Here is a 26,832-nt window from a genome sequence, read left to right on the forward strand (position 1 = left end):
CGACCTGGTGGAGCGGCTCGACCTCGGAATGCACCTGAAGGTGCACGGGCCGCTGGAGCCGATGACCGGCGAACGCCTGGCGGAACTCGCCGAGTCCGTCTCGCTGAACGGCCGCGGCGGCGCCGGATTCCCTTTCGGCAGAAAACTGCGGGCCGTCGCCAAGGCGTCGATCCGGCGAGGGGTGCGGCCGGTCGTCGTGATCAACGGCAGCGAGGGCGAGCCCGCCTGCCGCAAGGACACGGTGCTCCTCAACCGCGCTCCGCACCTCATCCTGGACGGCGCCCTGCTGGCCGCGGAGGCGCTCGGCGCCCGCACCCTGATCATCGCCGTCACCCGCAACTCCACGGAGATCTCGGTGCGCTCCGCCCTCGCCGAGCGGGGTCTGTCCGACCGCCGCGGGCAGCCCTTGCGGGCCCGGGTGGTGCGTACGCCGGAACGCATGGTCTCCGGGGAGGCCTCGGCCGTCATCCGGGCCGCGTCCGGTGGCCCCGCCCTGCCGCCGGGACGCCGCGAAAGGGCCGCCGAGTCGGGGGTCGGGGGCGCTCCGACCCTGCTGTCGAACGCGGAGACGTACGCGCAACTCGCCGTCGCTGCCCGCATGGGCACCCGCCGCTACGGGAACACCGGGCTCCCCGACGAGCCGGGAACGGTGCTCCTCACGCTCTCCGGCGCGGTCGCGCGCCCGATGGTCGTCGAGGTGCCCACGGGGGTGCCGCTGCGCTACGTGCTCCAGCTGGCCGGCGCGCCCCCACTGCCGCAGGGCGTGCTGACGGGCGGCTATCACGGCAACTGGATCAGTGCGAACGCCCTCCATGACGCCGTCGTCTCCCGCCAGTCGCTGGCCGCGGTGGGCGGCGCGCTGGGAGCGGGCGCGATCCTGCCGATCGGGCCCGAGACCTGCCCGCTCGGCGAGTCCCTGCGTGTGGCGAACTGGCTGGCCGCCGAGACCGCGGGCCAGTGCGGCCCGTGCAAGCTCGGGCTGCCGGCCGCCGCGGGCGGGCTCTCCGACGTGCTCAACGGGGGCGGGCCGGCCGCATTGGAGGCACTGCGTGAGGTGACCCTCGCGGTGAAGGGACGGGGTGCCTGCAAGCACCCGGACGGTTCGGCGCGCTTCCTGTCCTCCACGCTCTCCGCGTTCACCGACGATCTGGCCGCGCATGTGCTGGACGGCGGCTGCGGCCGCGAGACGCTCGGCATCCTCCCGCTTCCCGCACCCGGTTACCAGGATGTGGAGGAGTCCATTCCCAGCGGCGAGAAGCTGGCCGTGGACTGGACGCTCTGCCGGGGCCACGGCCTGTGCGCCGACATCGTCCCGGAGTTGATCAGGCTGGGCCCCGACGGCTATCCCGCCCTCGCGGACGCCGCGGTCCCGATGCATCTGCGGGGACGAGCACAGCGTGCCGTACGCCGTTGTCCCGCCCTGGCGCTCCGGATCGAGCAACCGGCTCCCGAGCGCCCCGCCCTGCCTCCGAGCAGCGGCCGGAAGGCCCTCGGCAGCGGCCGGAGTTGACCTGACGCAAAACGACTGGCGGGCCATCCGAATCGGATGGCCCGCCAGTCGTTCTTCACTGTGGAGCTAAGGAGAATTGAACTCCTGACCTCCTGCATGCCATGCAGGCGCTCTACCAACTGAGCTATAGCCCCGTGCTGTGCTGCCCGGTCTCCCGTGGCGACATCGAGAACATTACCGGTCACCCCGGCCGTCCACCAAATCGATTCCGATCGGCCCCTCTCCGGCTGATCACCGAGGCGGGTCAGGCGGTGGCGAAGGAGTAGAACCGCTTCAGCGTGCAGTGCTCCTCCAGCAGCCGTCCGTAGATCGGCTCCCCCTCGAGCTCCCGGTAGGTCTCGATGGGGTCGCCCTTTATGACCAGCGCCCGTGCGCATTCCTCGCACCAGTACTGGTAGTCCACGTTGATCGGGTCCATGTCCCTGACGATGGGCGTACCACTGCCGCACCAGTCGCATTTCCGCCTGTGTGCGCCCATGGATCAGCTCCGGGTGCGGCCGCGGGCCGTGCACAGGGGGTGGATTCCGGTGTGACCACCGGGCGTTCGGATCACCGGGCGACGCGTCGGGACGGGCTCCGGGGGCAGGTCCGGGAGCTCGTGGCGGCTCGCAGGCATCGCACGCTCCTCCCCGTTCGGTCCGTCTCCCCCTCCGGCGGTCCGATTCTGCCATGAGCCCGCAAGGGGGGCAGCCCGCCGGAGATCCTCGAAGACCGCACCCGGGAACAAGCAAGGATCCCGCCCCCTGATGGGGACGGGATCCTGATTGTGGAGCTAAGGAGAATTGAACTCCTGACCTCCTGCATGCCATGCAGGCGCTCTACCAACTGAGCTATAGCCCCGCTGTCCGCTGTGTTTCCCTGCGTTTCCGCGCTGCGAACAAGAAGAACTTTAGCCTGTGACCAGCCAGAAAGTGAAATCCGGCCGGTGCTGCCCGAAGACGCCCTGCGGACGCCGCCCGGGCGCCCGGTCAGGCGTCGTCGCCGAGCACCGGTTCGGGCAGCGTGCCGGCGTTATGCTCCAGCAGACGCCAGCCGCGGGCGCCCTCGCCCAGCACCGACCAGCAGCAGTTGGAGAGTCCGCCGAGCCCTTCCCAGTGGTGCGCCTCCAGACCTAGCAGCCGGCCGATGGTGGTCCGGATGGTGCCACCGTGGCTGACGACGACGAGCGTGCCGTCGTCGGGCAGCTTGTCGGCGTGCGCGAGCACGACGGGGGCAGCCCTGTCGGCGACCTCGGTCTCCAGCTCACCGCCGCCGCGCCGTACGGGCTCGCCGCGCTTCCACGCCGCGTACTGCTCGCCGTACAGCCCCACGATCTCCTCGTGGGTGAGGCCCTGCCAGGCTCCCGCATAGGTCTCACGCAGCCCCGGATCGTGCGCGATGGCGTGCCCGGTGATCGCGGCGAGCTCGGCCGCCGTGGCCGCGGCCCGCCGCAGATCGGATGCGACGATCGCGTCCGGCTTCAGCGAGGCGAGCAGCCGGGCGGCCCGCCGGGCCTGCCCGACGCCTTCTTCGGTGAGGTCGATGTCCGTGGTGCCCTGGAACCGGCGCTCCAGGTTCCACGCCGTCTGGCCGTGGCGCCAGAGGACGATCCTGCGGCCCCTGCCGCTTCCGCTGCCGGTCAGCTCTGTTCACCTTCCGTGCCGCCGGTGAGCTGTGCGTGCTCCTCGGCCTTGCCGCGGGTCTTCACGGCGTCCTCGGGAAGGGGGATCTCGGGGCAGTCCTTCCACAGGCGCTCGAGCGCGTAGAAGACGCGCTCCTCGCTGTGCTGGACGTGGATGACGATGTCGACGTAGTCGAGGAGGATCCAGCGGGCGTCGCGGTCGCCCTCACGGCGGACCGGCTTGGCACCGAGCTTCTTCTGAAGCTGCTCCTCGATCTCGTCGACGATCGACTTGACCTGGCGGTCGTTGGGGGCCGAAGCCAGCAGGAAGGCGTCCGTGATCGACAGCACGTCGCTGACGTCGTACGCAATGATGTCGTGCGCGAGCCGGTCGGCGGCCGCCTGAGCGGCGGCGTTGATGAGCTCGATGGAGCGGTCCGTGGCGGTCACATGCAGGCTTTCGTCGGCGGTCAGATCAACCTCTAGGGTCTCACGGACCGCCGACAGCCCACGCAGTCATCTTTCGAAGCCGTTCCAGAAGTCGTCGGGCGGCACCCAGGAGCAAGTCCGGAAGAGGCCCGGAGCTGATCCGAAGCAGGCCCGGAGCTGGTCTGAGACTGGCCCGGAGCTGGTCTGGAACTGATCCGGAGCAGGTCCGGGAACGGCTTCGGGGCGGCTCCGGAATCCCTTCCCGAGCCGCCCCGAACCTGACCGGTGCACCGGCCGACCGTACCTCCGGCCTACTTGATCTTGTAGTCCTGGCCGAGGACGACGGACACGTCCGCGTTGCCGGCCGCCTTGCCCTGCTTGGCCGCGCTCGCCGGCAGTCCGAGGGTCGCGGCGACCTCGGCCGCCTTCTTCTTGTCCGCCGCGGCCTTGTAGACGACCTCGGAGGAGGTCACGGCTTCGGACTTCCCGCTGTTGACGAAGGTGTAGCCGCCGTTGACCAGCTCGATCCGGGCGGACTCCGTACCGCGGTCGCTGCCCGTGGCGTTCTTGACGCCGACCCGCACCGCCGCGTCCGCGGCCGGGGCCTTGAACGAGCCGCCCAGGATGTCCTTGACCACGCTCTCCGTAGCGGCTTCGGTCAGGGTGCCGTCGTCCTGGACGGGCAGCAGCGCGGTCTTGTAGTCGCCGATCTTGGCGTGCTCGGCGAGCTTGGCCAGGGAGGCGCCCAGGTCCTGCTCGGGCAGGGAGGGGTCGAGGATCTGGGCCAGCGTCTGGACGGTGACCGTGGCGGCCTTCGGATCGTCGGAGATCTTCCGCAGCACGCCACGCATGACCTGCCCGAAGCGCATCAGCTGCTTGGCCTCGGCCTCGTCGGGACCGCGGTACGTGGCGTACGCGACGGCCATCGGGCCGCTCAGGGTCTGCGCCTCACCCTTCTTCACCAGGGGCGCGGCGCCCTTCTTGGCGTCGGGAACATCGGTGTCCGTGTCGACCTCGATGTTGCCGACCAGGTCGACGAGGTTCTCCAGATACGGGGTGTCGAGCCGCCAGGTGCCGCTGATCTCGGTGCCGAGCAGGGAGTCGATGGACTCGCGGGTTCCGGACGTCCCGTCGTCGTCGACCGACTTGCCGAGCGTGGTGGTGGCACCGTCCTCGTCGGAGACGGCCAGCGAGTTGGGCAGCAGGACGGTGGTGCCCTGCTTGGTGGTGACGTTGTCGACGAGCAGGGCCGTGGACGTGCCGCCGGCCTTGGTGTTGTGGAGGTGGACCACGATGACGTCCCGCCGCTGCGGGCCGGTCGCCGTGGTGCTCTTCTCGTCCGACGCGGAGACGCCGGGAAGCTTGCCCGCCGACCACAGGTAGCCGACGCCGCCGACCACCACGAGGGCGGCGACGACGATCAGCGCGACCATCCGGTTGTGACCGCGACGACGTGCTTCCTCGCGGCGTTCGCTGCGGCTCTCGGTGAACTTCAGCCAGTCGATGACGTCTTCGGAGTCCTCGTCGGGCTCCTCGATGAAGGAGAACTGCTCCGTGCGGTAGTCGCGGTCGCCCATGCGCGGCCCCGGGACGCCCGTCTCGGGCTCCGCGGCCTGCTCCGGCTCCGGGGCCCGCCGAGGCGGGACCGGCGCGGCCTCGGGCGCCGGGGCCTGCTGCGGGATGCTCCACTGCTGGGCGGTGTCGACCGCGGCGGGCTGCTGGCCCGTGTCGTAGCCGTAGCCGCCGTCGTAGCCGTACCCCTGCTGCGGGGGCTGCTGCTGGTGGTGCTGGGTGCCGTACGGGTCGTACTGCTGCGGGGGCGCGGCGGGCTGCTGTTGCTGTTGTTGCTGCTGCTGCTGCTGCTGGGCATACGGGTCGTAGCCGTACCCCTGGCCGGCCTGCGGTGCCTGCTGCTGGGGCTGGTTCGGTGCCTGGGGCTGCTGGGCCTGATGCGGCGCCTGGGGCTGCTGCTGGGCGTACGGGTCGTACTGCTGCTGTCCGGGTTGCTGGTACACCGGCTGCCCGTACTCGTCGTAGCCGACGATCTGCGGCTGCTGGTAGTACGGGTCGTACGGATTCTGTCGGTCGTTCACCGGTGCCCCTCTCCGTGGCTCATTCGCCGCGGTACAGCTGGCGCTTGTCGATGTAGCGGACCACACCGTCCGGTACCAGGTACCAGACCGGCTCCCCCTGGGCGACCCTCGCACGGCAGTCCGTGGAGGAGATGGCCAGTGCGGGAACCTCCACGAGGGAGACACCCCCCTCCGGCAGCCCGTCGTCCGTGAGCACATGCCCCGGCCGCGTCACACCGATGAAGTGGGACAACGAGAAGAGCTCGTCGGCATCCCGCCAGGTGAGGATCTGGGAGAGGGCGTCGGCGCCCGTGATGAAGAAGAGGTCCGCGTCGCCGTGGACCTCGCGCAGGTCCCGCAGGGTGTCGATCGTGTACGTCGGGCCCTTGCGGTCGATGTCGCTCCGGCTGACCGAGAACTGCGGGTTGGACGCCGTCGCGATGACGGTCATCAGATAGCGGTCCTCGGCCGGGGAGACCTCCTTGTGGCTCTTCTGCCACGGCTGCCCGGTCGGAACGAAGATCACCTCGTCGAGGTGGAACTGGGCGGCCACTTCACTGGCCGCCACCAGGTGTCCATGATGGATCGGGTCAAACGTCCCGCCCATCACGCCGAGTCGGCGCTTTCCGCGGCCGGTAGGCACTTCCTGCTCTCCCATGCGTGCAGAGCCTACTGGCACAGCTGTACGCCTCGGCCTCAGCGGTCGCGGTTGAAGCGCGTGGTGATCCACAGAAGGAGGAGAAGCGCGACAAACGCACCGCCACCGGTGAGGAGCGGGCTGAGACTTTCGTGGTTTCCACCGTGCTCGCCCTCGGCGGCGACGGTGACCAGCTGGTGTGCGGTGCTCGTGAGGCTCATCTTCGGCAGGACCTATCGATCGGGAGTCGGAGGGAAGACGTCGCGGACATCGTATGCGGGTGCCCCGGGCACGCTCACGCCGACTCAGTCGTTGTTGTCGTCGTTGCGGTATCCGCGCAGCAGGAACCAGGCGAGCAGGGCCGCTCCGACGAGCGAGGCGATCAGCACGATGCGGATCGTGTTGCCCGGCCCCTGGTCCTCGGATGCGGCAGCGAGCAGAGCAACGGTGTGCGGCATGTCGGGCGTCTCCTCAGTTATCCACAGCCCCCCGCACACCGTAGCCCCAGCACATACGCTGGGATTTGTCAGGGGGGCGAGCGACGTCTCGTACGAACAGGGGGCCCATTCATGACTGACGGCAGCCACGAGAGCCGAGACCAGGTGCCGAGCAGGCAGCGCAGGCGGTTCCCCGGGATCTCCTCCCGGGCGTACGAACACCCGGCGGACCGCTCGGCCCTGGTGGCGCTGCGCAAGCTGAGCGGTTTCGACACCGTCTTCAAGGCGCTGAGCGGACTGCTGCCGGAGCGCAGTCTGCGACTGCTCTTCCTGTCGGACTCCGTCCGGGTGAGCGACGCACAGTTCAGCCATCTCAACGACATGCTGCGGGACGCCTGTTACATCCTGGACCTGGAGAAGGTCCCGCCGATGTACGTCAGCCAGAACCCGCAGCCCAACGCCATGTGCATCGGTCTGGACGAGCCGATCATCGTGGTGACGACGGGCCTGGTCGAGCTGCTCGACGAGGAGGAGATGCGGGCGGTCGTCGGCCACGAGGTGGGGCACGCCCTGTCCGGTCACGCCGTGTACCGCACGATCCTGCTCTTCCTCACCAACCTCGCCCTCAAGGTGGCGTGGATCCCCCTCGGCAACGTCGCGATCATGGCGATCGTCACTGCGCTGCGCGAGTGGTTCCGCAAGTCCGAGCTGTCCGCCGACCGGGCCGGACTGCTGGTCGGCCAGGACCTGCGGGCCTCGATGCGCGGGCTGATGAAGATCGCCGGCGGCAACCACCTCCACGAGATGAACGTGGACGCGTTCCTCGCCCAGGCCGACGAGTACGAGAAGGCCGGCGATCTGCGCGATTCCGTCCTCAAGATCCTGAACGTGCTCCCCCGTTCGCACCCGTTCACCACGGTGCGCGCGGCCGAGCTGAAGAAGTGGTCCGAGACCCGCGACCACCAGCGGATCATGGACGGCCACTACCCGAGGCGCGACGAGGACAAGGACACCTCGGTGACGGACGCGTTCAAGGAGTCCGCCTCGCACTACGCCGATTCGGTGCGCAGCAGCAAGGACCCGCTGATGAAGCTGGTCGGCGACATAGCGGGTGGCGCCGGCGACCTGGGCGGCAAGCTCCGCGACAAGTTCACCGGCGCGGGCGGCGGCGGCAGCAAGGGTGCCGGGGCGGCCGGGGGCGACGCTACGGACGGCTCGCAGGGGCCTCGGAGGCCTGAGGACCCTGAGGGCCCGTCCGGTCCCGGGGCGGCGGGGAGCTGATCTCCAGGGTCCCGCACAGCGCCCCGGTGGGCCGGCCCGTCGCGTACGGGTCGGTGCCCGCCGGGCCGCGGGGCACCGCCCGCTCGCCCGCGAGCAGTGGCCGCAGGGCACCGGTGGTGTCGTCCGGGCAGGACTGCGGGCCTGCCTGGACGTAGCTGGTCCGCACCTCCAGCCGGTGCAGCCGCAGATCGTCCCGGTCGAACCGGAAGCGCATCTCCCGCCTCACGGTGAACAGTGAGGCGCCGCCCGCCTGTTGGGGCCCGGAGACGGCGGGGTGGAGCACATACGCGAAGGTGTGGTCCGACACCACCTCCAGGGAGTCGGCTCCCGTCTCGGCGTACCGCAGGGTGCCCCGGACCCGGATCTCCGGATCGGGGGTGACCTCGGCCGGATCGAATCGCACCAGCCAGCCGGCCGCCGCGTGCTGACCGTCGTCGTGCGGGGTGTCCATGCTCCGTTCGAACTGCTCCATCTGTTCCGGATCGAGGAGTGACTCCACGGGCCGTACCGCGTTCCCGCCGAGGACGTCGAGGTCGAGCGAGGAGGCCATCAGGTAGTCCTTGGCCGTGGCCAGGGCGGTGTACACCTGGCTGTCGGAGAAGTTCTCCGTCCGCCGGGTCACCGGAAGGCTGATGCCCGCGGCCCCCTTCGGGAACGAGGCGGCGGGGCTGCTCGCGAAGAGGCCGGCCGGGGTGCCGGCGGGCACGGCTCCGCGCGGGGCCAGCGGGACGACGGTCATCCGCATCGGCTCGGCCAGCCTGGTGACGGGGCTCTGGTAGGGGTGGCGGAAGCCCAGGAAGACGGCGGCGCCGAAGGCCAGGGCGATCAGGACGACCAGGGCGAGCGCGGCCCGTGAGCCGTTGCGGACGGACCGGCCCGGCAGGCTCCGGACGGCACGGGCGTGCTCCCCCATGCGCTCCTGGGCGGAGAACTCCTGCAGCCGGGCAGCCCGGACGAAGGACTCGTCGAAGACGAGTGAGCGGTACTCGTCCTCGCTGCCGCTCGCCCCGTTCTCCGACGGGCCTTCGGGTGGATCTCCGCGGTCTGCCATGACTTCTCCCGACTCCACGCCACCGACCGGGGCCGAAACGGTGCGCCCCTTCCGGCCGAAAGGCTCCGGACAGGTCTGCCCGTCATGCGTGGGCATGCACGGACAAGTGAGAAGCCCCCTCTTCGAACGGGTGAGGGGTCATATCTTCAGAGTAGGTCGATTACGACGGAGGTAAACGCGGCGACGGGCGGGAACTGCCGCGGGGTTCCCCCGGTCGGGCGGATCGGGGCCAGGGGAAATCGTCAGCGGTCCGGGGAACGACTGCGGCCCGGGATGAGGGTGTCCGGCCCCCTGCACGGGACCGGTGGCCGAGCCGTCGAGGCGGGGTGGCGTCGAACGTCACGGCCTCGCCAGCGGCGGGAGCGGACGCGCCGGAGGCCGGGCCCTACGGGCGCTTCCGCCCACGCCGGAGACCGGGCCCCCCTACGGGCGCTTCCGCCCTCGCCGGAGACCGGGCCCTGCAGGCGCTTCCGCCCGCGCCGGAGGCCGGGCCCTGCGGGCGCTTCGGCGGAGTCAGGGGGTGCGCGGGACGGCGGAGACCATCGGGCGGGAGTAGCCGTCCGCGGCGGAGGGGGCCGATGTGGGCCCGGGAGCACTGTCCACACCGCTCGTCGCCGGCGGCGGAACCTGGTCCTGGCGGTCGCCCGAGGCGTTGCGGAAGACGGCGCTGAAGGCCAGCGCGACCATGCCGATGCCCATCAGCAGCGCGAGCAGCCAGGCCACCGGCCGGTGCCAGCGGGCGGCCCCCCGGTACGGGCGCAGAGCGCCGCCGTGACGCCCGTAGGGGCCGCTGACGTGGTAGTCGTCGTCCTCGTCGAGCGGGTCGTAGCCGGGCCCGTAGGTGCCGCCCGGCCCGTAGCCGTCGTCGTAGAGGTCGTCGTCCAGCGGGCCACCGCCGGCCCGGGCCCGGAACGCGTCTGCCTCGGCGCGCGCCTCGGCCGCGGCCAACAGCCGCTCGACCGCGGTCGGTTCGTGGAACTCGGCTGCCTGGACGAAGTCCTCGTCAAAGACCACGGAGGCGAAGTCCTCGTCCGCGCCCCCGCGGTCGTCGTCGGGCTCCCAGCCGTTCGGGAACGGCCTGCCCCCCACGTCGTCCGGCACGGCTTCAGCCTAGACCCGCGAGGTGGTTTTGGGCAGGGAGACGGCACATTCGCCGCATCACACCGGTCACCTCACATGACCGTCGCCCGTCACGATGTACTTCGTGGACGTCAGCTCCGGGAGCCCCATCGGGCCCCTGGCGTGCAGCTTCTGGGTGGAGATGCCGATCTCCGCACCGAAGCCGAACTGGCCGCCGTCCGTGAACCGCGTCGAGGCGTTCACGGCCACCGTCGTCGAATCCACCAACTGGGTGAAACGGCGTGCCGCGGCCTGCGAGGTCGTCACGATCGCCTCGGTGTGGCCGGAGGACCAGAGCCGGATGTGCGCCACGGCCGCGTCCAGCGACTCCACGACGGCCGCCGCGATGTCGTACGAGAGGTACTCGGTCTCCCAGTCCTCCGCCGTCGCCGCCACCACGGTGGCCTTGGTGCCCTCGGCGTACTCCAGGACCCGCTCGTCACCGTGCACGGTCACGCCGGCCTCGGCGAGGGCGTCCAGGGCCAGCGGCAGGAACGCGTCGGCGACGTCCTTGTGGACCAGGAGCGTCTCCGCGGCGTTGCAGACGCTCGGGCGCTGCGCCTTGGAGTTGACCAGGATGGCGACGGCCATGTCGAGGTCGGTCTGCGCGTCCACGTACACATGGCAGTTGCCGGTACCGGTCTCGATCACCGGGACGGTGGACTGCTCGACGACGGTGCGGATCAGCGAGGCGCCGCCGCGCGGGATGAGCACGTCGACCAGGCCGCGCGCCCGCATGAGCTCGGTGACGGAGTCACGGTTCTCTCCCGGCACCAGCTGGACCGCGTCGGCCGGCAGACCGGAGCCGCCGACCGCGTCACGCAGCACCCGGACGAGTGCGCTGTTGGAGGCGTAGGCGGATGACGAACCCCGCAGCAGTACGGCGTTGCCCGACTTCAGGCAGAGGGCCGCGGCGTCCACGGTCACGTTGGGCCGTGCCTCGTAGATGATCCCGACGACGCCGAGGGGCACCCGGACCTGGCGCAGATCGATGCCGTTGGGCAGGGTCGAACCGCGCACCACCTCGCCGACCGGGTCGGGCAGCGCCGCCACGTCCCGCACGTCGGCCGCGATGGCACGGATCCGCTCGGGGGTGAGGGTGAGCCGGTCGACGACCGACTCGCTGGTCCCGGCCTCGCGGGCGCGCGCCACGTCCTCGGCGTTGGCCGCGAGGATGTCGCTGGTCCGGACTTCGAGCGCGTCCGCGATCGCCAGCAGCGCGTCGTCCTTCGCCGCGCGCGGAAGTGGCGCGATGTCGGCGGCGGCGGAGCGGGCCCGGTAGGCGGCCTGGGCGACCGGGGACATGTTGTCGTACGGCGAAAGCGTGGTCATGCCCGCAGGGTAATGCGCACGCTGCGGGCATCTGTCACGTATCCCGTGATGCGAGACGGCCGTCCGGGGGACGGCCGGTTCAGTACGGGTGCACGCCGACCGGGGCGGCCGGGGGCGGCCCGTACCCCTCGGCGACGCGCTGGTGGTACGTCTCGCGGTCGATGACCTCCAGGCCCACGATCTCCCAGGGCGGCAGCCCCGCGCTGGAGCGGTGCTCACCCCACAGCCGCAGGGCCACCGCCGCCGCGTCGTGCAGGTCGCGGGCCTCTTCCCAGTAGCGGACTTCCGCGTGGTCGCCGGCATAGCGGCTGGTCAGCAGGAAGGGGTGGTCGTGCGCGAGCTGTTCGAGGCCGCGTCTGACCTCCTTCAGCGGAATCTCGGTGCCGGAGACGCAGAGCGTGATGTGCCACAGCTTCGAGGCGTTGCGTTCCTGTCCGGCTGACGCCGGTTCCGGCCCGGGCCGTTCGTCTCTCCGGTCCGCGGACCTGCTTCCGTCGAAGTCGATCCCTGCTCCGACGCTGGTCAGGGCGCGGCCACCCGTTCCTCGGGGCGGCGCCCCCGGGCGCGCTCGTCTCACCGGCGGCCTCCTGTGAATGTGTTGCTGTGCCGGACCCCGCAGTGTCCCTGCTACAAAGTGGACCAGTCCGCGGCCCGGCTTGGGGCGGTTTTCGTGAAGGTCTCTGCCCGAAGGCTGGACTTTCAGCCGTTTCAGGGGTTCGTCAGGTGCCGAGAACGACAAGATCGTCCCTGTGTACGACCTCGCGTTCGTAGGCGGGACCGAGTTCGCGGGCCAGGTCACGGGTGGAGCGTCCGAGGAGCTGCGGGATCTCCTTGGCGTCGAAGTTGACGAGGCCGCGGGCGACCGCCCGGCCCCGCAGGTCGCGCAGCTCCACCGGGTCGCCCGCGGTGAACTCGCCCTCGACCGCGGCGATCCCGGCCGGCAGCAGCGAGCTGTGGCGCTCCACGACCGCCTGCACGGCCCCGTCGTCCAGGGTCAGTGAACCCTGCGGGGTGGAGGCGTGGGCGAGCCACAGCAGCCGGTCCGCCGAGCGGCGTCCCGTGCGGTGGAAGTAGGTGCCCGTGTCGCGCCCGGCCAGCGCGTCGGCCGCGTGGCTCGCCGAGGTCAGCACGACCGGGACGCCGGCCGCGGTGGCGATCCGGGCGGCCTCGACCTTGGTGACCATGCCGCCGGTGCCGACGCCCGCCTTGCCGGCGCTCCCGATGCTGACCCCGGCCAGATCGGCGGGGCCGGTGACCTCGGCGATGCGGGTGGTGCCGGGGATGCTCGGGTCGCCGTCGTAGAGGCCGTCCACGTCGGAGAGCAGGATCAGCAGGTCGGCACGGACCAGGTGTGCGACGAGCGCGGCGAGCCGGTCGTTGTCGCCGAAGCGGATCTCGTCGGTGGCGACGGTGTCGTTCTCGTTGACGATCGGCAGCGCGCCCATGTCCAGGAGCTGGTCCAGGGTTCGGTAGGCGTTGCGGTAGTGGGCGCGGCGGCTGGTGTCGTTGCTGGTGAGGAGGACCTGGCCGACACGGACGCCGTAGCGGGCGAAGGAGGCGGTGTAGCGGGCGACGAGCAGTCCCTGGCCGACGCTGGCCGCGGCCTGCTGCCTGGCCAGGTCCTTGGGCCTGCGGTGCAGTCCGAGGGGGGCGAGTCCGGCCGCGATCGCGCCGCTGGAGACGAGGACGACCTCGCGCTCGCCGCCGCTGCGCACCTTGGCGAGGACGTCGACGAGTGCGTCGACCCGGTCGGCGTCGAGGCCTCCCGCGGCGGTGGTGAGAGAGGAGGAACCGACCTTGACGACGATCCTGCGGGCCTCCGTGACGCCCTGCCTGGCCCCTGACACGTGCATCCCCCATGGTTCGCCTCGCTGGACCCCGCAATCTACGCGAGCACGGGAACCGGCGCCTTCACGTTCCGCACCGTGGACCCCGCTTCGTCCGCATCCGTACCGTTCCGTATCCGTTCCGTGCCGCGACTCGTTGCAGGGGTGTCGGCTTCACCGCCGCAGACCCGGCGAATTCCAGGAACAGGACGTGATCGCATGCGCCAGCTCTCCATCCCCGGGGCCTGGGTGCACGAACCCGAGGTCATCCCCGACTCCCGCGGGAGCTTTCACGAGTGGTTCAGGGCCTCGGACCTCGGGGAGGCCGCGGGCCATGGGCTGGGGCTCGCGCAGGCCAACTTCTCCACGTCCCGCCGGGGCACGCTGCGCGGGATCCACTTCGCCGACGTGCCGCCGGGGCAGGCGAAGTACGTGAAGTGCGTACGGGGCGCGGTACTGGACGTGATCGTGGATGTCCGGGCCGGCTCGCCCACGTACGGACGGTGGGAGGCGGTCCGTCTCGACGACGCCGATCACCGGGCGGTCTACATCGCCGAGGGCCTCGGTCACGCCTTCATGGCGCTGACGGACGACGCGGGCGTCCTCTACCTCTGTTCCGAGGGCTATGCGCCCGGGCGTGAGCGCGGCATCGATCCGCTCGACCCGGAGCTGGGCATCGAGTGGCCCGCGGACGTCGCGCCGCTGCTGTCCGGGAAGGACGCCGCGGCTCCGTCGCTCGCCGAGGCGGGACAGCTGGGGCTGCTTCCCTCGTACGCGGAGTGCGAGGCGTACTACGCGCGTCTGCGGGCGCGTGAGCCCGCGCTCAGCCCGGCCGGCCGCTGATCAGGGGGCGTTCCGCGGCGAGCAGGGCCGGGAACGCCTCGTCCAGGGCGGCGCGCCAGTCCCGGATGGGCTCGATCCCGGCGGCGGCGAACCGGCGGTGGGCGAGCACGCTGTACGCGGGCCGTGGGGCCGGGCGGGGGTACGCGTCGCTGGTGGTGGGCCGGACCCGGGCGGGGTCCGCGCCGAGCAGCCGGAAGATCTCCCGGGTGAAGCCGCACCACGTCGTCCCGCCCGCGCTGGTGCCGTGGTAGACGCCCGCCGGGGCGGTGCCGTCGAGCGCGGCCTGTCCGAGCCGGACGAGCCGCGCGGCCAGGTCGACGGTCCAGGTGGGCTGTCCGCGCTGGTCGTCCACCACGTCGAGGGTGTCCTTGATGCCCTCCAGCCGGATCATCGTGCGGACGAAGTTGGCGCCGCCCGCACCGTAGAGCCAGGCGGTGCGCACGACGTATCCGGTGTCGGGGAGGGTCTCCAGCACAGCGCGTTCGCCGGCGAGCTTGGTGCGGCCGTAGGCGCTGCGCGGGGCGGTGGGGGCGTCCTCGGGGTACGGGAGGGCGGCGTCCCCGGCGAACACGTAGTCGGTGGAGACGTGGAGCAGGACGGCGCCGTGCTCGCGGCAGGCTGCCGCCAGGACGGCAGGGCCGGTGCCGTTGATCCGCAGGGCGGCGTCCTCCTGGCTCTCGGCGTCGTCGACGGCGGTCCAGGCCGCGCAGTTGGCCACGACGGCGGGCCGGTGGGCGGCGAACATCTCGCGGACGCGGCCGGGATCGGCGATGTCCAGGGCCGTGCGGTCCGCGGCGACGGCGGTGACGTCCTCGTGGGCGAGCGCGGCCACGAGGTCCTGTCCGAGCATGCCCGCGGCCCCGGTGACCAGCCAGCGAGGGCTCACAGGGCGGCCCTCTCCTTGAGCGGCTCCCACCAGGAGCGGTTGTCGCGGTACCACCGCACGGTCTCGGCGAGCCCGGTACGGAAGTCCTTGCGGGGCTCGTAGCCGAGCTCCTCGCGGATTCTGGTGCAGTCGACGGAGTAGCGCCGGTCGTGGCCCTTGCGGTCCTCGACGTGGACGACGTCGGTGTCCCATTCGGCGTCGCACGCCTCCAGGAGCAGTCCGGTGAGCTCCTTGTTGGAGAGCTCGGTGCCGCCGCCGATGTTGTAGACCTCGCCCGCGCGGCCCTTGGTCCGGACGAGCTCGATGCCCTGGACGTGGTCGTCGATGTGCAGCCAGTCGCGGACGTGGGCGCCGTCGCCGTACAGCGGGACCGGCCGGCCGTCCAGCAGGTTGGTGACGAAGAGCGGGATGACCTTCTCGGGGAAGTGGTGGTGCCCGTAGTTGTTGGAACAGCGGGTCACCCGCACGTCGAGTCCGTGGGTGCGGTGGTAGGACAGCGCGATCAGGTCGCTGGAGGCCTTGGAGGCGGAGTACGGGGAGTTGGGCGCGAGCGGTTCGTTCTCGGTCCAGGAGCCCTCGTCGATCGATCCGTAGACCTCGTCGGTGGAGATGTGCACGAAGGTCCGGACGCCCGCCAGATGAGCGGCGTGGACGAGGGTGTGGGTGCCCAGGACGTTCGTACGCACGAACTCGGCGCCGCCGTCGATGGAGCGGTCCACATGCGACTCGGCGGCGAAGTGCACCACCTGGTCGTGCCCGGCCATGAGACCGCCGACCAGTTCCGCGTCACAGATGTCGCCCTGGACGAACGAGAAGCCGGGGTGGCCGCGCACGGCGTCGAGGTTGGCCGGACTGCCCGCGTAGGTGAGCTTGTCGAGCACGGTGACGGCGACGTCGCCGGGGCCGTCCGGGCCCAGCAGCGTACGGACGTAGTGGGAGCCGATGAAGCCGGCGCCGCCGGTCACCAGGAGGTGGGTCGTCATGAGGAGATCTGCACCTTGCTGTGGTCGCCGAGGACGAGTCGGTGGGCGGAGGGGCTCCGGGGTGCGGGGGTCACCTCGACCTCGTGGCCGATGAGGGAGGCCTCGACGCGGCGGACGCCGTCGATCGAGGCGCCCCGCAGGACGATGGAGTACTCGATCTCGCTGTCCTCGATCCGGCAGTCGTGGGCGACCGAGGTGAACGGTCCGACGTAGGCGTCGCTGATCACCGAGCGGGCGCCGATGATGGCGGGGCCGACGATCCGGCTGCGGGTGACACGGGCGCCCGGCTCGATCCGGACCCGGCCGATGATCTCGCTCTCGTCGTCGACGTGGGCGCCGCGGGTGCAGGGCTCGACGGTCTCCAGCACGGTGCGGTTGACCTCCAGCATGTCGGTGACGTTGCCGGTGTCCTTCCAGTATCCGCGGATCGTGGTGGAGCGGACGTCACGCTCCTGGTCGATCAGCCACTGGATGGCGTGGGTGATCTCCAGTTCGCCGCGCCAGGACGGGCGGATGGAGCGGACCGCCTCGTGGATGACCTTGGTGAAGAGGTAGACGCCGACGAGCGCCATGTCGCTCTTGGGCTCCTTGGGCTTCTCCTCAAGGGCCACGACCCTGCCGTCCCCGTCGAGTTCGGCGACGCCGAAGGCGGTCGGGTCGGGCACCTGGGTCAGCAGGATCTGGGCATCGGGCCGGTCCGCGCAGAACCCCTCGACCAGTCCGGCGATCCCGCCGACGATGAAGTTGTCGCCGAGGTACATGACGAAGTCGTCGTCGCCGAGGAAGCGCTGGGCGATCAGGACCGCGTGGGCGAGGCCGAGCGGTTCGGACTGCGGGATGTAGGTGACGTCGATACCGAACCGGGATCCGTCGCCGACCGCCGCGCGGATCTCCTCCTCGGTGTCGCCCACGATGATGCCGACCTCGGTGATGCCGGCTTCCGCGATGGCTTCGAGCCCGTAGAACAGCACCGGTTTGTTCGCCACCGGGACCAGTTGTTTGGCCGAGGTATGCGTGATGGGACGAAGCCGGGTGCCTGCCCCACCGGAAAGTACGAGAGCCTTCACTGATCTGCCCCACGATGAGTCGGCGGTCCTGTCGCAGCTGCGACCTACCGGGTGACCTTAGTCAGGTCCGCCCGCTCATCCGCGGCGAAACAGCTCCGCCGACCCGCTTACCGACTCGTCCGGAGGAAAAGCAACGGCGCCCCGTAACCATTCCGCCTCGTTTCCCTCCCACTGGTTCACGAAATGCGTCACGCCGGCGCGTGACGTCGAACTCGATATCGAATTCTCCGCATTTCACTTGCCCCCGGTCCGATCCGAACGGGACAGCCCTCAGGGGTGGCGCAGGCGCCAGCCCTGCCAGGCGGAATCGATCATCTCGTCGACGCCGTACCGGGCCGACCAGCCCAGCTCCGCGCGGATCCGGTCCGCGCCCGCGACCACGCGAGCCGGGTCCCCGGCGCGGCGGGCGGCCACCTCGGGGACGATGTCCCCGTGGTCCGTCGCCTTGAGGATGCGGTCGACCATCTCGCGCACCGAGCTGCCCTCGCCGCGGCCGATGTTCAGCGTGAGGTCCGTGCCGGGCCCGGCCGCCTCCAGCCGGCGTGCTGCGGCGAGGTGGGCGGAGGCGATGTCCTCCACATGGATGTAGTCGCGGACGCAGGTGCCGTCGGGCGTCGCGTAGTCGTCGCCGAAGATCCGCGGGCCCTCGCCGGCCTCCAGGCGCTCGAAGACCATCGGGATGAGGTTGAACACGCCTGCGTCGGCGAGCTCGGGCGAGGCCGCACCGGCGACGTTGAAGTAGCGCAGGGACGCGCAGCGCAGTCCGTGGGCCCGGGCGGCGGCGTGGATCAGCCATTCGCCGACGAGCTTGGTCTCCCCGTACGGGCTCATCGGCGCGCAGGGGGTGTCCTCCGTGACGAGGTCCACGTCAGGCATGCCGTAGACGGCGGCCGACGAGGAGAACACCAGCTGGTCGACTCCCGCCGCGACCATGCTCTCCAGCAGCACCTCCAGGCCGGTCACGTTCTCCCGGTAGTAATGGAGGGGGCGCTCGACGGACTCGCCGACCTGCTTCTTGCCTGCGACATGCACCACACCCGTCACGGTGTGGTCACGGATCGCGGCGTCCAGGGTCTGCCGGTCCAGCACGCTGCCGGTGACCAGGGGCACACCGTCGGGCACGCTCGCGGCGTTCCCCGTGGAGAGGTCGTCGTACACGACCACCCGCAGTCCGCCGGCGAGCATCGCCCGCACGACGTGCGCACCTATGTATCCGGCCCCGCCCGTAACCATCCAGGTCATTCTGTGCGTCTCTCCCTCTGTACGTGGTGCCGCTGTGCGCGCTCCGTCGACAGGTTCACCTTACGTGCACGGAAAATCGAATCAGACAAATAACCCTCAACCGTATTATCGTGCGACATGAAGCCGTACATGGGGTGACGCCCGGGGAACACCGCGGGTGAAGCCGGGCAGTCACGGATGAAGCCGGGGCAAACACAAGGCCACGGTGGGTGGATGTCGATCAATTACGCTGTTCAGGTGCTCAGGCCCTCCCCCACGATTCCACGGAGCGAATCGGTGCCTGCGCACGGACCCTGCAGACAGCTCTCTGGACTGGTGAAGGATGCCTCGACTGACACTCATCGTGCCTGCGTACAACGTGCAGGGGTATGTTCGGGAGTGCCTCGACTCCGTGCTGCAGCAGGACTTCACCGACTTCGAGGTCGTCGCCGTGGACGACTGCTCGCCGGACGGCTCCGGCGCCATCCTCGACGAGTACGCGGAGCGCGACCCCCGGGTGCGCGTACTCCACCTGACCGAGAACGTGGGGCTGGGCCACGCCCGTAATGCCGGGATCGAACTGGCGACCGGCGACTACCTGCTCTTCCTCGACAGTGACGACACCCTGACGCCCGGATCGCTGAGCGGCATCGCCGGACGCCTCGACGCGACCGACGACCCCGACATCCTGGTCCACGACTACGCGCGCAGCTTCTGGGACGGGCGGCTGCTGCCCAACCGGCGGGCGGACCTCCTCGGCGGCGCCGAGCCCGCGGTGTTCCCCCTGTCGGAGCGGCCCGCACTGCTCGATCTGCCGCAGGTCGTCTGGAACAAGGCCTACCGTCGCGATTTCGTCGAGGCGCACGGTTTCCGCTTCCCGTCCGGGTCCTACGAGGACGTTCCCTGGACGTACACCGCCCTGGTCACGGCGGAAAGCATCGCGCTGCTCGACCGCATCTGCGTGCTCCACCGGCAGCGGCGCGAGGGCGGAAAGGCCCTCGGCACCGTCAGCCGCAAGCATTTCGATGTATTCGACCAGTACGAACGCGTATTCACCTATCTGGACGAGCATCCGGAATTCGAATCCTGGCGCCCCGCCCTTTTCCGCAGAATGGTCGACCACTACCTCACGGTGCTGGAGAAGCCGGGCCACCTCCCCAAGAATGCGCGGGCCGAATTCTTCCACCGCGCGGCCGCCGACTACAACCGCCGGCTGCCCGAGGGATTCGAACGTCCGGGCGGTGCCCGCGGATACAAGTACGCGATGCTCGGCAAGGACTCCTATCCGGCACTGACCGGTGTCACCCGGGCGAACCAGGTGCGCACCCGGGCCCGGGCGCGCAACACCCGGCACATCGGCCGGGCCAAGCGGGCCGCGATGCGGATGATCTACCAGTCCCAGCTGCGGCTGCCGCTGGACGAGAACCTCGCGGTCTTCTCCGCCTACTGGGGCCGCGGCTACGCGTGCAACCCCGCGGCCATCGACGCCGAACTGGCCCGGCTGGCTCCGCACATCCGCCGCGTCTGGACCGTGCGCGCCGAGCATGTGAGCCGGATGCCCAAGGGTGTCGAGGTGGCCGTCGTCGGCTCCCGCGAGTACTGGACGGCGCTGGCCCGCGGCACGTACTTCATCAACAACGTGAACTTCGCGGACTCGCTGATCAAGCGCGAGGGCCAGATCCACCTGCAGACCCATCACGGCACCCCGCTGAAGACGATGGGCCTCGACCAGGCCGACTACCCGGCCTCCACGAACATGGACATGGCGGATCTGCTCCGGCGCTGCGACCGCTGGGACTACAGCATCACGTCCAACCGCCACTCCACCACCGTGTGGGAGCGGGTCTATCCCTGTTCCTACACCTCGCTGGAGACCGGCTACCCGCGCAACGACGTCCTGGTCAACGCCGGTGCCGGGGAGGTCGCGCGGGCCCGCCGCGAGCTCGGTGCGGCGGACGGTTCCAAGGTCTTCCTGTACACGCCGACCCACCGCGAGTACCAGAAGGAGTTCTCGCCGCGGATCGACCTCGCGAAGCTGGCCGAGGAGCTCGGCCCGGACGTCACCCTGCTGGTGCGCGGTCACTACTTCTACAAGCCCACCGGCAAGCTCGCCGAGCTCCAGGCCAGCGGCCGGGTGATCGACGTCTCCGCACACCCGTGCGTGGAGGAGCTCTACCTCGCGGCCGACGCCATGATCACCGACTACTCGTCGGCCATGTTCGACTACGCCAACCTCGACCGGCCGATCGTGATCTTCGCCGACGACTGGGAGACGTACAAGGTCGTCCGGGGCAGCTACTTCGACCTGATGGCCGAGCCTCCCGGGGCCGTGGCCACCAGCCAGGCGCAGCTCACCGATATCCTCCGCTCCGACGAGTGGCGGAGCGAGGAGTCCGCGGTCCTTCGGGCCGCGTTCCGTAAGCGCTTCTGCGACTTCGACGACGGCCGTGCGGCCGAACGTATCGTCCGTACCGTCTTCCTGAACGAGGAAGACGTCCTTCCCGTCGTCCCGCTGGCCGCACGCAAGCCGGCACCATCCCCTGCCCAGGCGCTCGAACTGGTCGAGCGGGTCTGACCCGAAAGGAATGCCGAACAACATGACCCCCCGGCTCAGTGTCATCGTGCCCGTGTACAACGTCGAGGCGTATCTCGAAGCCTGCCTCGACTCGGTGGAGGCGCAGACCTTCACCGACCTCGAAGTCGTCATGGTCGACGACGGCTCCACCGACGGCTCGGCCGCGATAGCCGCCGCCTTCGCCGACCGCGACCCGCGCTTCCGGCTGGTGACGAAGGAGAACGGCGGCCTCGGCTCGGCCCGTAACGCGGGCCTGGCCAACATGGCGCCGGAGAGCGAGTACTTCGCCTTCCTCGACAGTGACGACGTCATCCCGCCGGACGGCTACCGCATGATGGTCGCCAGCCTCGACGACACCGGCTCCGACTTCGCCACCGGCAACGTGTACCACGTCAAGGGCGAGCGGTCCTGGCAGGTGCCGCTCATGAAGATGCTGGCCGGCGAGGCCCGCAAGCGCACTCACATCTCCGAGTACCCCAAGCTCGTCGCCGACCGCATCTCCTGCAACAAGGTCTGGCGCCGCACCTTCTGGGAGAAGAACGGCTTCGCCTTCCCCGAGGGCGTGCTCTACGAGGACAGCGCCGTGGTGCTGCGCGCGCACTACCTGGCCGACGCCATCGACCTGATCGGCGAGCCCGTCTACTACTGGCGGCTGCGCGAGGGCGAGTCCGCCCCGTCGATCACCCAGCGCCGCACGGACCCGCAGGGCGTCCGCGACCGGGTCGCCGCCTGTGAGTCCGTGGCCCAGTTCCTCGCCGACCGCCCCGGTGCCAAGTGGGCCCAGTTCAAGCGGGAGTACGACGCCCGTGTACTCCGGGACGACCTGCGCATCTTCCTGAACGTCGTCCCGGACGGCGAGGTGGAGTACCGCGAGGCCTTCCTCGTGGCCGCCAACCGCTACCTCGACCAGGTCGACGCGCAGGTCCTGGACGAACTGCCGGCCGTGCTGCGCGTGCAGTACGCGCTGGTGCGCCGCGGCGCGATCTCCGAGCTGATCGACCTCCTCGCCGACCAGCGCCGCCGTGAGCCGGTCGAGGTCAGCGGCTTCCTGCGCAAGTACGCCGGGTTCAAGGCCCTGGACGGCAGCAGTGTCTCGCTCTCCCGCAAAACCCTGCGCATCGACAAGGACCTGGAGCTCAGGACCCCGCTCGTCGGGGTGGAGTGGCAGCAGGGCAAGCTGCTGCTGAGCGGCGACGCCTGGATAGACAAGATCGACATCCCGAACCGGCGCAGCACCGCCAAGTTCATCCAGATCAAGAAGGGCGGATCGCGCCGCCGTCTGATCTTCCCGGCGAAGAACGTCTTCCGCCCGGGCCGCACGTCGGACACCTGGCAGAAGCGCTACAACTACGACTGGTCCGGCTGGGAGTTCTCCTTCGACCCCGCCAAGCTCCGCCACAACGGGCAGTGGGAGGAGGGCATCTGGCACATCGGCGTGATCGTCATGAGCTCCGGCCTGCTGCGCCGTCGCGGCATCCAGTCGAACGGCGGCAGCGCCCAGAACTTCCCGCCCTACCAGTGGCTCGACAAGAACTACCGGATGCTTCCCAGCGTCGAGGGCGCGGCGCTCAAGCTGCGCATCGAGCGGGTCAACGCGCTGGTGACCGGCCGGGAGCTGGACGGCGACCGGATCGTGATCCGGGGCGAGATCCGTGCGGCGCTGGCGAGCGACGAGTCCGTCAATCTCCAGGTTTCCAACCAGTCCAGCGGTGAGCTCCGGCGCTACCCGGTCACCGTCGAGGAAGAGCAGAACGGCGTCCGCGGCTTCCGCGTCGAGGTGCCGCTCGCCGACGTCGCCCTGATCACGGCCGAGAGCACCGAAGGCCACGCCCAGCCCCGGGTCCGTAACTGGTCCACGGCGCTGATGGTCTCCGGCCCCGACGAGAGCGTGGAACCGCGCCGGCTGAGCCCCGTCGTCCAGGAGGGCCTGGCCGACGGGCGCTTCCCGCTGCCCGTGAGCATGGGCCGGCAGGCGGGCCGTCACGAGCTGGCGGTCATCGCCGGGCACAACGGCTACCTCAAGTTCCGCGGCCAGACAGAGCGTGCCGTGATGACGCGGGTGAGCGAACGGGACGGCAAGCTCGTCCTGTCCGGCCACGCCCCGGCGCACCTGGTCGGTTCCGAGCTGCTGCTGAAGGCCAAGGGCCGGTTCGACGAGCGCCTGGTCCCGATCGACTGGACCGCCGACGGCTCGTACGAGACGGCCTTCGACCCCTCGACGCTGGGCGGTGGCGCCCAGGGCACCATCCCGCTGAAGGCAGGCCGGTGGAACTTCTTCCTCCGCCAGGCCGACGGTCCGGACGTCGAGTTCGTCATCGACCGGCTCGCGTCGGAACAGTTCCCGCTGCACAGCACGATGAAGGGCCGCCGCTACTGGCTGGAGGCACGCTGGCACGACTTCCCGCAGCTCAACTGCCGCTCGGAACTGTCCGATGTCGAGCGCGGCCCGTTCCGCCAGGGCCAGCTGCGCCGTGAGGTGTACGAGGCCAAGTGCCAGGAGCCGCTGCGGGACCAGGTGTTCTACCTGAGCTACAACGGCAAGCAGTACTCGGACAGTCCGCGTGCCATGCACGAGGAGCTGGTGCGCCGGGGCGCGGACCTCAAGCACCTGTGGGCGGTCCGCGACGGCCAGGTGGAGCTGCCGCCGACGGCCGAGAAGGTCCGGATGTGGGGCACCGAGTGGTTCGACGCACTCGCTTCCAGCAAGTACATCGTGACCAACGCGCACCTTCCCGAGTGGGTCGTCCGGCGTCCCGGCCAGGTCATCGTCCAGACCTGGCACGGCACGATGCTGAAGAAGATCGGCCATGACATCGACACGCTCCACTTCGACAAGGAGTACCAGAAGCGTCTGGAACTCGAAGCGAAGAACTGGAGCATGCTCGTCTCCTCCAACCGCTTCAGCACGCCGATCCTGAAGCGGGCCTTCTCCTACGACGGGGAGATCCTGGAGGCCGGTTACCCGCGCAACGACTACCTGTACTCCGACGAGCGGGTCAAGCTCGCCGAGGAGATCAGGAAGCGGATCGGGCTGCCCGAGGGCAAGAAGGTCGTGCTGTACGCGCCGACGTGGCGCGACGACCAGTCGCACCGGGCCGGGCAGTACTCCTTCGACCTGCGGCTCGATCTGGAGGACGCCCGCCGCCGCCTCGGCGACGACCACGTCCTGCTGATCCGGCGCCACTCGAACGTCGTCGACCAGGTGCCCGGCGCCGGCAACGGCTTCGTCTGGGACGTTTCCGAGTACCCGGACATCGCCGATCTGTACCTGGCGTCCGACATCATGATCACCGACTACTCGTCCGTGATGTTCGACTACGCCCACCTCAAGCGGCCGATGCTCTTCTTCGCGTACGACCTGGAGCACTACCGCGACACGCTGCGCGGGTTCTACTTCGACTTCGAGAAGGACTCGCCCGGCCCGCTGGTGCGTACGTCCTCCGAGCTGATCGACTCGATCCGCGACATCGACGCGGTGTGGCCGGAGTACCGCGAGCGCTTCGAGCGCTTCCACCACCTGTTCTGCGACCTGGACGACGGCCGGGCCTCGCAGCGCGTCGTGGACCGCATGATCGAGCAGGCGACGGACCTCACCGAGGAGAAGTAGCCGCTCGCACCAGTAAAAGGGGGCGGGCCCGGAGATCAGTTCTCCGGGCCCGCCCCCTTTCGTGCTGTCCGAGCGGCTCTACGGCTCGACGTCGACCGTCTTGAAGGCGAGCTGCGACAGAGCCGTGTAGTACGGCCGGATCTCCACCTTCGAGACCGGGCGCGGCGCCGGCTTCCCGCCGTTCAGCGTCCGGGTCACCCGGCGGCCCACCTTCGCCAGCAGCGTCCTGCTGGGATCGGGAAGGATCCGGATCACCGGGCGCGGGAAGGTGAACACGCTTATGGGCGACAGGACATCGGTCGAGAGCTTGCCGACCTGGACGCGGTCCGCGCCCGAGGCCGGACGCAGCCACACGTCCCAGATCTGCTCGGGCCCCTCGTGCTCGGCCACCAGCGCGGCACAGCTGACCGTGGCGGTGACCCGGTGGCCTTCGAGCGCCGCTGCCGGGAACGAAAGCACCCGGTCCTTGTCCTTGCGGTGCACGGCCTCCAGGACCGCTCCCGGGCCCAGGGTCACGCCCCAGGCACCGGCCTCCACGCCGATCGTCCCGGTGTCGACCGCGAGCGCGTCGACCTCGGCGTGGGCTTCGCGCACCACGCTGCGGATCCGCAGCCGGTCCATGTCGCCCCGGTGCGGGAGCAGCAGCTCCAGCGCGGGGCCGCCGGTATCCCGGGGCAGCTGGACGTTGAGCAGATCGCGTACGTCGCAGCCGTAGCCGTCCACCGTGAGCGGGACCTCGTTGCCGTCCGAGGTGCACACGGACAGCTCCCAGGTGCCCTCGGGCAGCCCGTCGTGCCAGGGCACCACCGCGCTGCCGCCGGGCGTGATCGCGAAGCGTTCCTCGGCCGGGTTCCGGCCGACGCGGCGGCAGGCGATCTCGGCACCGTGGGCCTCCGCGGGCAGCGTGCCGACCTCGATGTTGACCGAGCCCAGTGCGTCCACCTGTGCGGTGGCGGTCGTGGGCAGCGCCCGGCGGACGAACGCGTCGTGCAGGATCGCCTCGAAGCGCGCACAGCTGGCCGGCTCGTGGAAGCGCACCGCGTTGCGCACCGCGGCCTCGCCCATCCGGGCCCGGCGCTCGTCGTCCTCGACCAGTTCGAGGATGGCGCCGGCCATGGCGTCGGTGTCGCCGCCCGGGACGATGAACCCGTCCTCGCCGTGCGTGATGATGTTGCGCGGGCCATGGTTGGCGTCGGTGCTGACGACGGGCAGACCGGCCGCCATCGCCTCCACGATCACATTGCCGAACGCCTCGCGTTTGGAGGGGAGTACGAAGATCGAGCCCTTGCTGAACTCGGGCGAGACCGGGGCCGCGGGGCCCATCAGCGTCACGGTGTTGTGCAGGCCGAGGCTCTCGATCTGCTTGCGCAGATTGGCCTTCTCGGTGCCGCCGCCGTAGATCCGCAGCCGCCAGTCGGAGCGCTTGGCCACGACGGTGGCGAAGGCCTCGATGACCGCCGCGAAGTTCTTGTTCTCCTTGAGGAGCCCGGCCGCGATGATGACCTTGTTGGTGCTCTTGGACTGCACGGGTGCTGCGGGCACACAGTTCGGCATGACGGCCAGCCGGTTGCGTACGCCCGGCACCAGCTTGCCGATGCTCTCGACCTCTTCGGGCGTCAGCGCGGTGAGCGCGTCCAGCGAGTGGTACGCCTTGAACAGCCGGCCCTGGTAGTACTTCGCGTAGATGGAGGGCATCGAGTGCTCCTGCGTGACTCGCAGGTAGTCGCCCTTGGCGTACGACAGCATGATCGTGTTCCGCGGGCTGGAGCTCACCACGACGTCGGAGTCCGTGTTCGCGAGGAACTCGAGCAGCCGCAGCTCGGCCAGCCGGCTGACGACCGGCTTCTTCTCGGCCGGGTCGACGGGGTAGACCTTGGGGAAGACCTCGATCAGCGGGTCATCCAGGTCCGACGTCGGCGAATGCTTGCGCAGATCGGTCAGCGCGCGTACGGAAACCCTCGGGTCGAGCGGGAAGTAGGACTCGTCCCGCACCTTGCGGAGAGCGATGATCTCCACCTCGTGCCGGGCCGCAAGCGCGCCCGCCAGGTTCTGCGTGGCACTGACCACTCCGCCCATGTGGCAGAGGTCGCGCACCAGAAATGAAATCTTCACTTGCGTCTTTCGGCTGGGCCGCGGCTCGCGGCAAACCCCGGGTGGCCTCGCATGACGAACGCTCTCACGCTTCCCCTACCCCCTCGGCTGTGCGAGGGCAGGCCTTGTCCTCGCACAAGGAAGACGGACAGAAGAGGCACAGGGTTGTGTTCGGAGTAAGAGTTTATCGAGCCTTGAACAGAGCGGACGGACACGACGATGCCGCACCCGATCCACTTTCTCACCCACCCCGTCGCTTTTCACC

Annotated in this window: 22 protein-coding genes and 2 tRNA genes; 5 read left to right on the forward strand and 19 right to left on the reverse strand. The window is 70.1% G+C overall.

The features are described 5' to 3' along the window. Nucleotides 1-1,510, forward strand: a 1,510-nt coding sequence (locus JGS39_RS23910) for an NADH-quinone oxidoreductase subunit NuoF family protein (protein WP_219571507.1), incomplete at its 5' end; no start/stop codon positions are given. Nucleotides 1,511-1,571: 61 nt separating this feature from the next. Here JGS39_RS23910 and JGS39_RS23915 read toward each other — a convergent pair. The 9 genes from JGS39_RS23915 to JGS39_RS23955 form a co-directional block, all read right to left on the reverse strand. Beyond that, nucleotides 1,572-1,644: transfer RNA gene (locus JGS39_RS23915), tRNA-Ala, on the reverse strand. A gap of 110 nt (nt 1,645-1,754) precedes the next feature. Beyond that, nucleotides 1,755-1,988, reverse strand: coding sequence for a hypothetical protein (locus JGS39_RS23920; protein ID WP_219571508.1), 234 nt, complete (start codon nt 1,986-1,988; stop codon nt 1,755-1,757). A gap of 289 nt (nt 1,989-2,277) precedes the next feature. After that, a tRNA-Ala gene (locus tag JGS39_RS23925) sits at nt 2,278-2,350 on the reverse strand. A gap of 128 nt (nt 2,351-2,478) precedes the next feature. After that, a complete protein-coding gene (locus JGS39_RS23930; RefSeq protein WP_219571526.1) occupies nt 2,479-3,132 on the reverse strand; it encodes a histidine phosphatase family protein in 654 nt (217 codons plus the stop codon). Further along, nucleotides 3,129-3,560, reverse strand: a complete 432-nt coding sequence (gene rsfS / locus JGS39_RS23935) for a ribosome silencing factor (RefSeq protein WP_219571509.1) — start codon at nt 3,558-3,560, stop codon at nt 3,129-3,131. The genes JGS39_RS23930 and rsfS overlap by 4 nt, the downstream gene beginning before the upstream one ends. A gap of 290 nt (nt 3,561-3,850) precedes the next feature. Next, nucleotides 3,851-5,632: an LCP family protein gene (locus JGS39_RS23940; RefSeq protein WP_219571510.1), complete on the reverse strand. Its 1,782-nt coding sequence runs from the start codon at nt 5,630-5,632 to the stop codon at nt 3,851-3,853. 19 nt (nt 5,633-5,651) lie between these two features. Then, on the reverse strand, nt 5,652-6,269 hold the full coding sequence (nadD, locus tag JGS39_RS23945; protein ID WP_219571511.1) for a nicotinate-nucleotide adenylyltransferase: 618 nt from the start codon (nt 6,267-6,269) through the stop codon (nt 5,652-5,654). Between the two features lie 38 nt (nt 6,270-6,307). Further along, a complete protein-coding gene (locus tag JGS39_RS23950) occupies nt 6,308-6,469 on the reverse strand; it encodes a hypothetical protein (protein WP_187285139.1) in 162 nt (53 codons plus the stop codon). An 84-nt stretch (nt 6,470-6,553) separates the two neighbouring features. Next, nucleotides 6,554-6,706: a hypothetical protein gene (locus JGS39_RS23955; RefSeq protein WP_219571512.1), complete on the reverse strand. Its 153-nt coding sequence runs from the start codon at nt 6,704-6,706 to the stop codon at nt 6,554-6,556. A 111-nt stretch (nt 6,707-6,817) separates the two neighbouring features. On the opposite strand from JGS39_RS23955, the gene JGS39_RS23960 reads away from it, so the two are divergent. Continuing rightward, complete coding sequence (locus tag JGS39_RS23960; protein WP_219571513.1) at nt 6,818-7,966, forward strand: M48 family metallopeptidase; 1,149 nt, start codon at nt 6,818-6,820, stop codon at nt 7,964-7,966. On the opposite strand, the gene JGS39_RS23965 is transcribed toward JGS39_RS23960, so the two are convergent. The 5 genes from JGS39_RS23965 to proB all read right to left on the reverse strand — a co-directional run bounded on the left by JGS39_RS23965 (nt 7,890) and on the right by proB (nt 13,315). Further along, entirely contained in the window at nt 7,890-9,017 is a 1,128-nt protein-coding gene (locus tag JGS39_RS23965; protein WP_219571514.1) for an SCO2583 family membrane protein, read from the reverse strand. The genes JGS39_RS23960 and JGS39_RS23965 overlap by 77 nt on opposite strands. Nucleotides 9,018-9,530: 513 nt before the next feature. Next, nucleotides 9,531-10,118, reverse strand: coding sequence for an SCO2584 family spore wall biosynthesis protein (locus JGS39_RS23970; protein ID WP_219571515.1), 588 nt, complete (start codon nt 10,116-10,118; stop codon nt 9,531-9,533). Between the two features lie 66 nt (nt 10,119-10,184). Next, a complete protein-coding gene (locus tag JGS39_RS23975) occupies nt 10,185-11,468 on the reverse strand; it encodes a glutamate-5-semialdehyde dehydrogenase (protein WP_219571516.1) in 1,284 nt (427 codons plus the stop codon). Between the two features lie 79 nt (nt 11,469-11,547). Next, nucleotides 11,548-12,045 (reverse strand): DUF8830 family protein, encoded by a 498-nt coding sequence (locus JGS39_RS23980; RefSeq protein WP_219571517.1) that lies wholly within the window; start codon nt 12,043-12,045, stop codon nt 11,548-11,550. A gap of 142 nt (nt 12,046-12,187) precedes the next feature. Further along, nucleotides 12,188-13,315 (reverse strand): glutamate 5-kinase, encoded by a 1,128-nt coding sequence (gene proB, locus JGS39_RS23985; protein WP_306070051.1) that lies wholly within the window; start codon nt 13,313-13,315, stop codon nt 12,188-12,190. A 198-nt stretch (nt 13,316-13,513) separates the two neighbouring features. Here proB and rfbC point away from each other — a divergent pair, with 198 nt between their 5' ends. Further along, on the forward strand, nt 13,514-14,137 hold the full coding sequence (rfbC, locus tag JGS39_RS23990) for a dTDP-4-dehydrorhamnose 3,5-epimerase (RefSeq protein WP_219571519.1): 624 nt from the start codon (nt 13,514-13,516) through the stop codon (nt 14,135-14,137). On the opposite strand, the gene rfbD is transcribed toward rfbC, so the two are convergent. The 4 genes from rfbD to galE form a co-directional block, all read right to left on the reverse strand. Beyond that, nucleotides 14,118-14,987, reverse strand: coding sequence for a dTDP-4-dehydrorhamnose reductase (gene rfbD, locus JGS39_RS23995; RefSeq protein ID WP_236065797.1), 870 nt, complete (start codon nt 14,985-14,987; stop codon nt 14,118-14,120). The genes rfbC and rfbD overlap by 20 nt on opposite strands. 32 nt (nt 14,988-15,019) lie before the next feature. Next, nucleotides 15,020-16,006 (reverse strand): dTDP-glucose 4,6-dehydratase, encoded by a 987-nt coding sequence (gene rfbB, locus JGS39_RS24000; protein ID WP_219571521.1) that lies wholly within the window; start codon nt 16,004-16,006, stop codon nt 15,020-15,022. Continuing rightward, nucleotides 16,003-17,073 (reverse strand): glucose-1-phosphate thymidylyltransferase, encoded by a 1,071-nt coding sequence (locus tag JGS39_RS24005; RefSeq protein ID WP_219571522.1) that lies wholly within the window; start codon nt 17,071-17,073, stop codon nt 16,003-16,005. The genes rfbB and JGS39_RS24005 overlap by 4 nt, the downstream gene beginning before the upstream one ends. Before the next feature lie 270 nt (nt 17,074-17,343). Then, nucleotides 17,344-18,315, reverse strand: a complete 972-nt coding sequence (galE, locus tag JGS39_RS24010; RefSeq protein WP_219571523.1) for a UDP-glucose 4-epimerase GalE — start codon at nt 18,313-18,315, stop codon at nt 17,344-17,346. Between the two features lie 322 nt (nt 18,316-18,637). Between galE and JGS39_RS24015 the strand changes: the two genes are divergently transcribed. Beyond that, entirely contained in the window at nt 18,638-20,869 is a 2,232-nt protein-coding gene (locus JGS39_RS24015) for a bifunctional glycosyltransferase/CDP-glycerol:glycerophosphate glycerophosphotransferase (protein WP_219571524.1), read from the forward strand. Between the two features lie 22 nt (nt 20,870-20,891). Further along, nucleotides 20,892-24,476, forward strand: coding sequence for a bifunctional glycosyltransferase/CDP-glycerol:glycerophosphate glycerophosphotransferase (locus JGS39_RS24020; protein ID WP_219571525.1), 3,585 nt, complete (start codon nt 20,892-20,894; stop codon nt 24,474-24,476). A 78-nt stretch (nt 24,477-24,554) separates the two neighbouring features. On the opposite strand, the gene JGS39_RS24025 is transcribed toward JGS39_RS24020, so the two are convergent. Further along, nucleotides 24,555-26,588: a glycosyltransferase family 4 protein gene (locus JGS39_RS24025; protein ID WP_306081969.1), complete on the reverse strand. Its 2,034-nt coding sequence runs from the start codon at nt 26,586-26,588 to the stop codon at nt 24,555-24,557. Nucleotides 26,589-26,832 lie beyond the last annotated feature (244 nt).

This window comes from Streptomyces poriferorum (genome assembly GCF_019399235.1).
Lineage (GTDB): Bacteria > Actinomycetota > Actinomycetes > Streptomycetales > Streptomycetaceae > Streptomyces > Streptomyces poriferorum.

Excerpts from the sequence above, each read along its gene's own strand:
- JGS39_RS23955 (WP_219571512.1), bottom strand. The coding sequence starts at position 6,706 with ATGCCGCACACCGTTGCTCTGCTCGCTGCCGCATCCGAGGACCAGGGG.
- JGS39_RS23960 (WP_219571513.1), top strand. The coding sequence starts at position 6,818 with ATGACTGACGGCAGCCACGAGAGCCGAGACCAGGTGCCGAGCAGGCAG.
- JGS39_RS24020 (WP_219571525.1), top strand. The coding sequence starts at position 20,892 with ATGACCCCCCGGCTCAGTGTCATCGTGCCCGTGTACAACGTCGAGGCG.
- rfbD (WP_236065797.1), bottom strand. The coding sequence starts at position 14,987 with ATGCTCGGACAGGACCTCGTGGCCGCGCTCGCCCACGAGGACGTCACC.
- nadD (WP_219571511.1), bottom strand. The coding sequence starts at position 6,269 with ATGGGAGAGCAGGAAGTGCCTACCGGCCGCGGAAAGCGCCGACTCGGC.
- JGS39_RS24015 (WP_219571524.1), top strand. The coding sequence starts at position 18,638 with ATGCCTCGACTGACACTCATCGTGCCTGCGTACAACGTGCAGGGGTAT.
- JGS39_RS23920 (WP_219571508.1), bottom strand. The coding sequence starts at position 1,988 with ATGGGCGCACACAGGCGGAAATGCGACTGGTGCGGCAGTGGTACGCCC.
- rfbB (WP_219571521.1), bottom strand. The coding sequence starts at position 16,006 with ATGACGACCCACCTCCTGGTGACCGGCGGCGCCGGCTTCATCGGCTCC.
- JGS39_RS23965 (WP_219571514.1), bottom strand. The coding sequence starts at position 9,017 with ATGGCAGACCGCGGAGATCCACCCGAAGGCCCGTCGGAGAACGGGGCG.
- JGS39_RS23950 (WP_187285139.1), bottom strand. The coding sequence starts at position 6,469 with ATGAGCCTCACGAGCACCGCACACCAGCTGGTCACCGTCGCCGCCGAG.
- JGS39_RS23975 (WP_219571516.1), bottom strand. The coding sequence starts at position 11,468 with ATGACCACGCTTTCGCCGTACGACAACATGTCCCCGGTCGCCCAGGCC.
- galE (WP_219571523.1), bottom strand. The coding sequence starts at position 18,315 with ATGACCTGGATGGTTACGGGCGGGGCCGGATACATAGGTGCGCACGTC.
- rfbC (WP_219571519.1), top strand. The coding sequence starts at position 13,514 with ATGCGCCAGCTCTCCATCCCCGGGGCCTGGGTGCACGAACCCGAGGTC.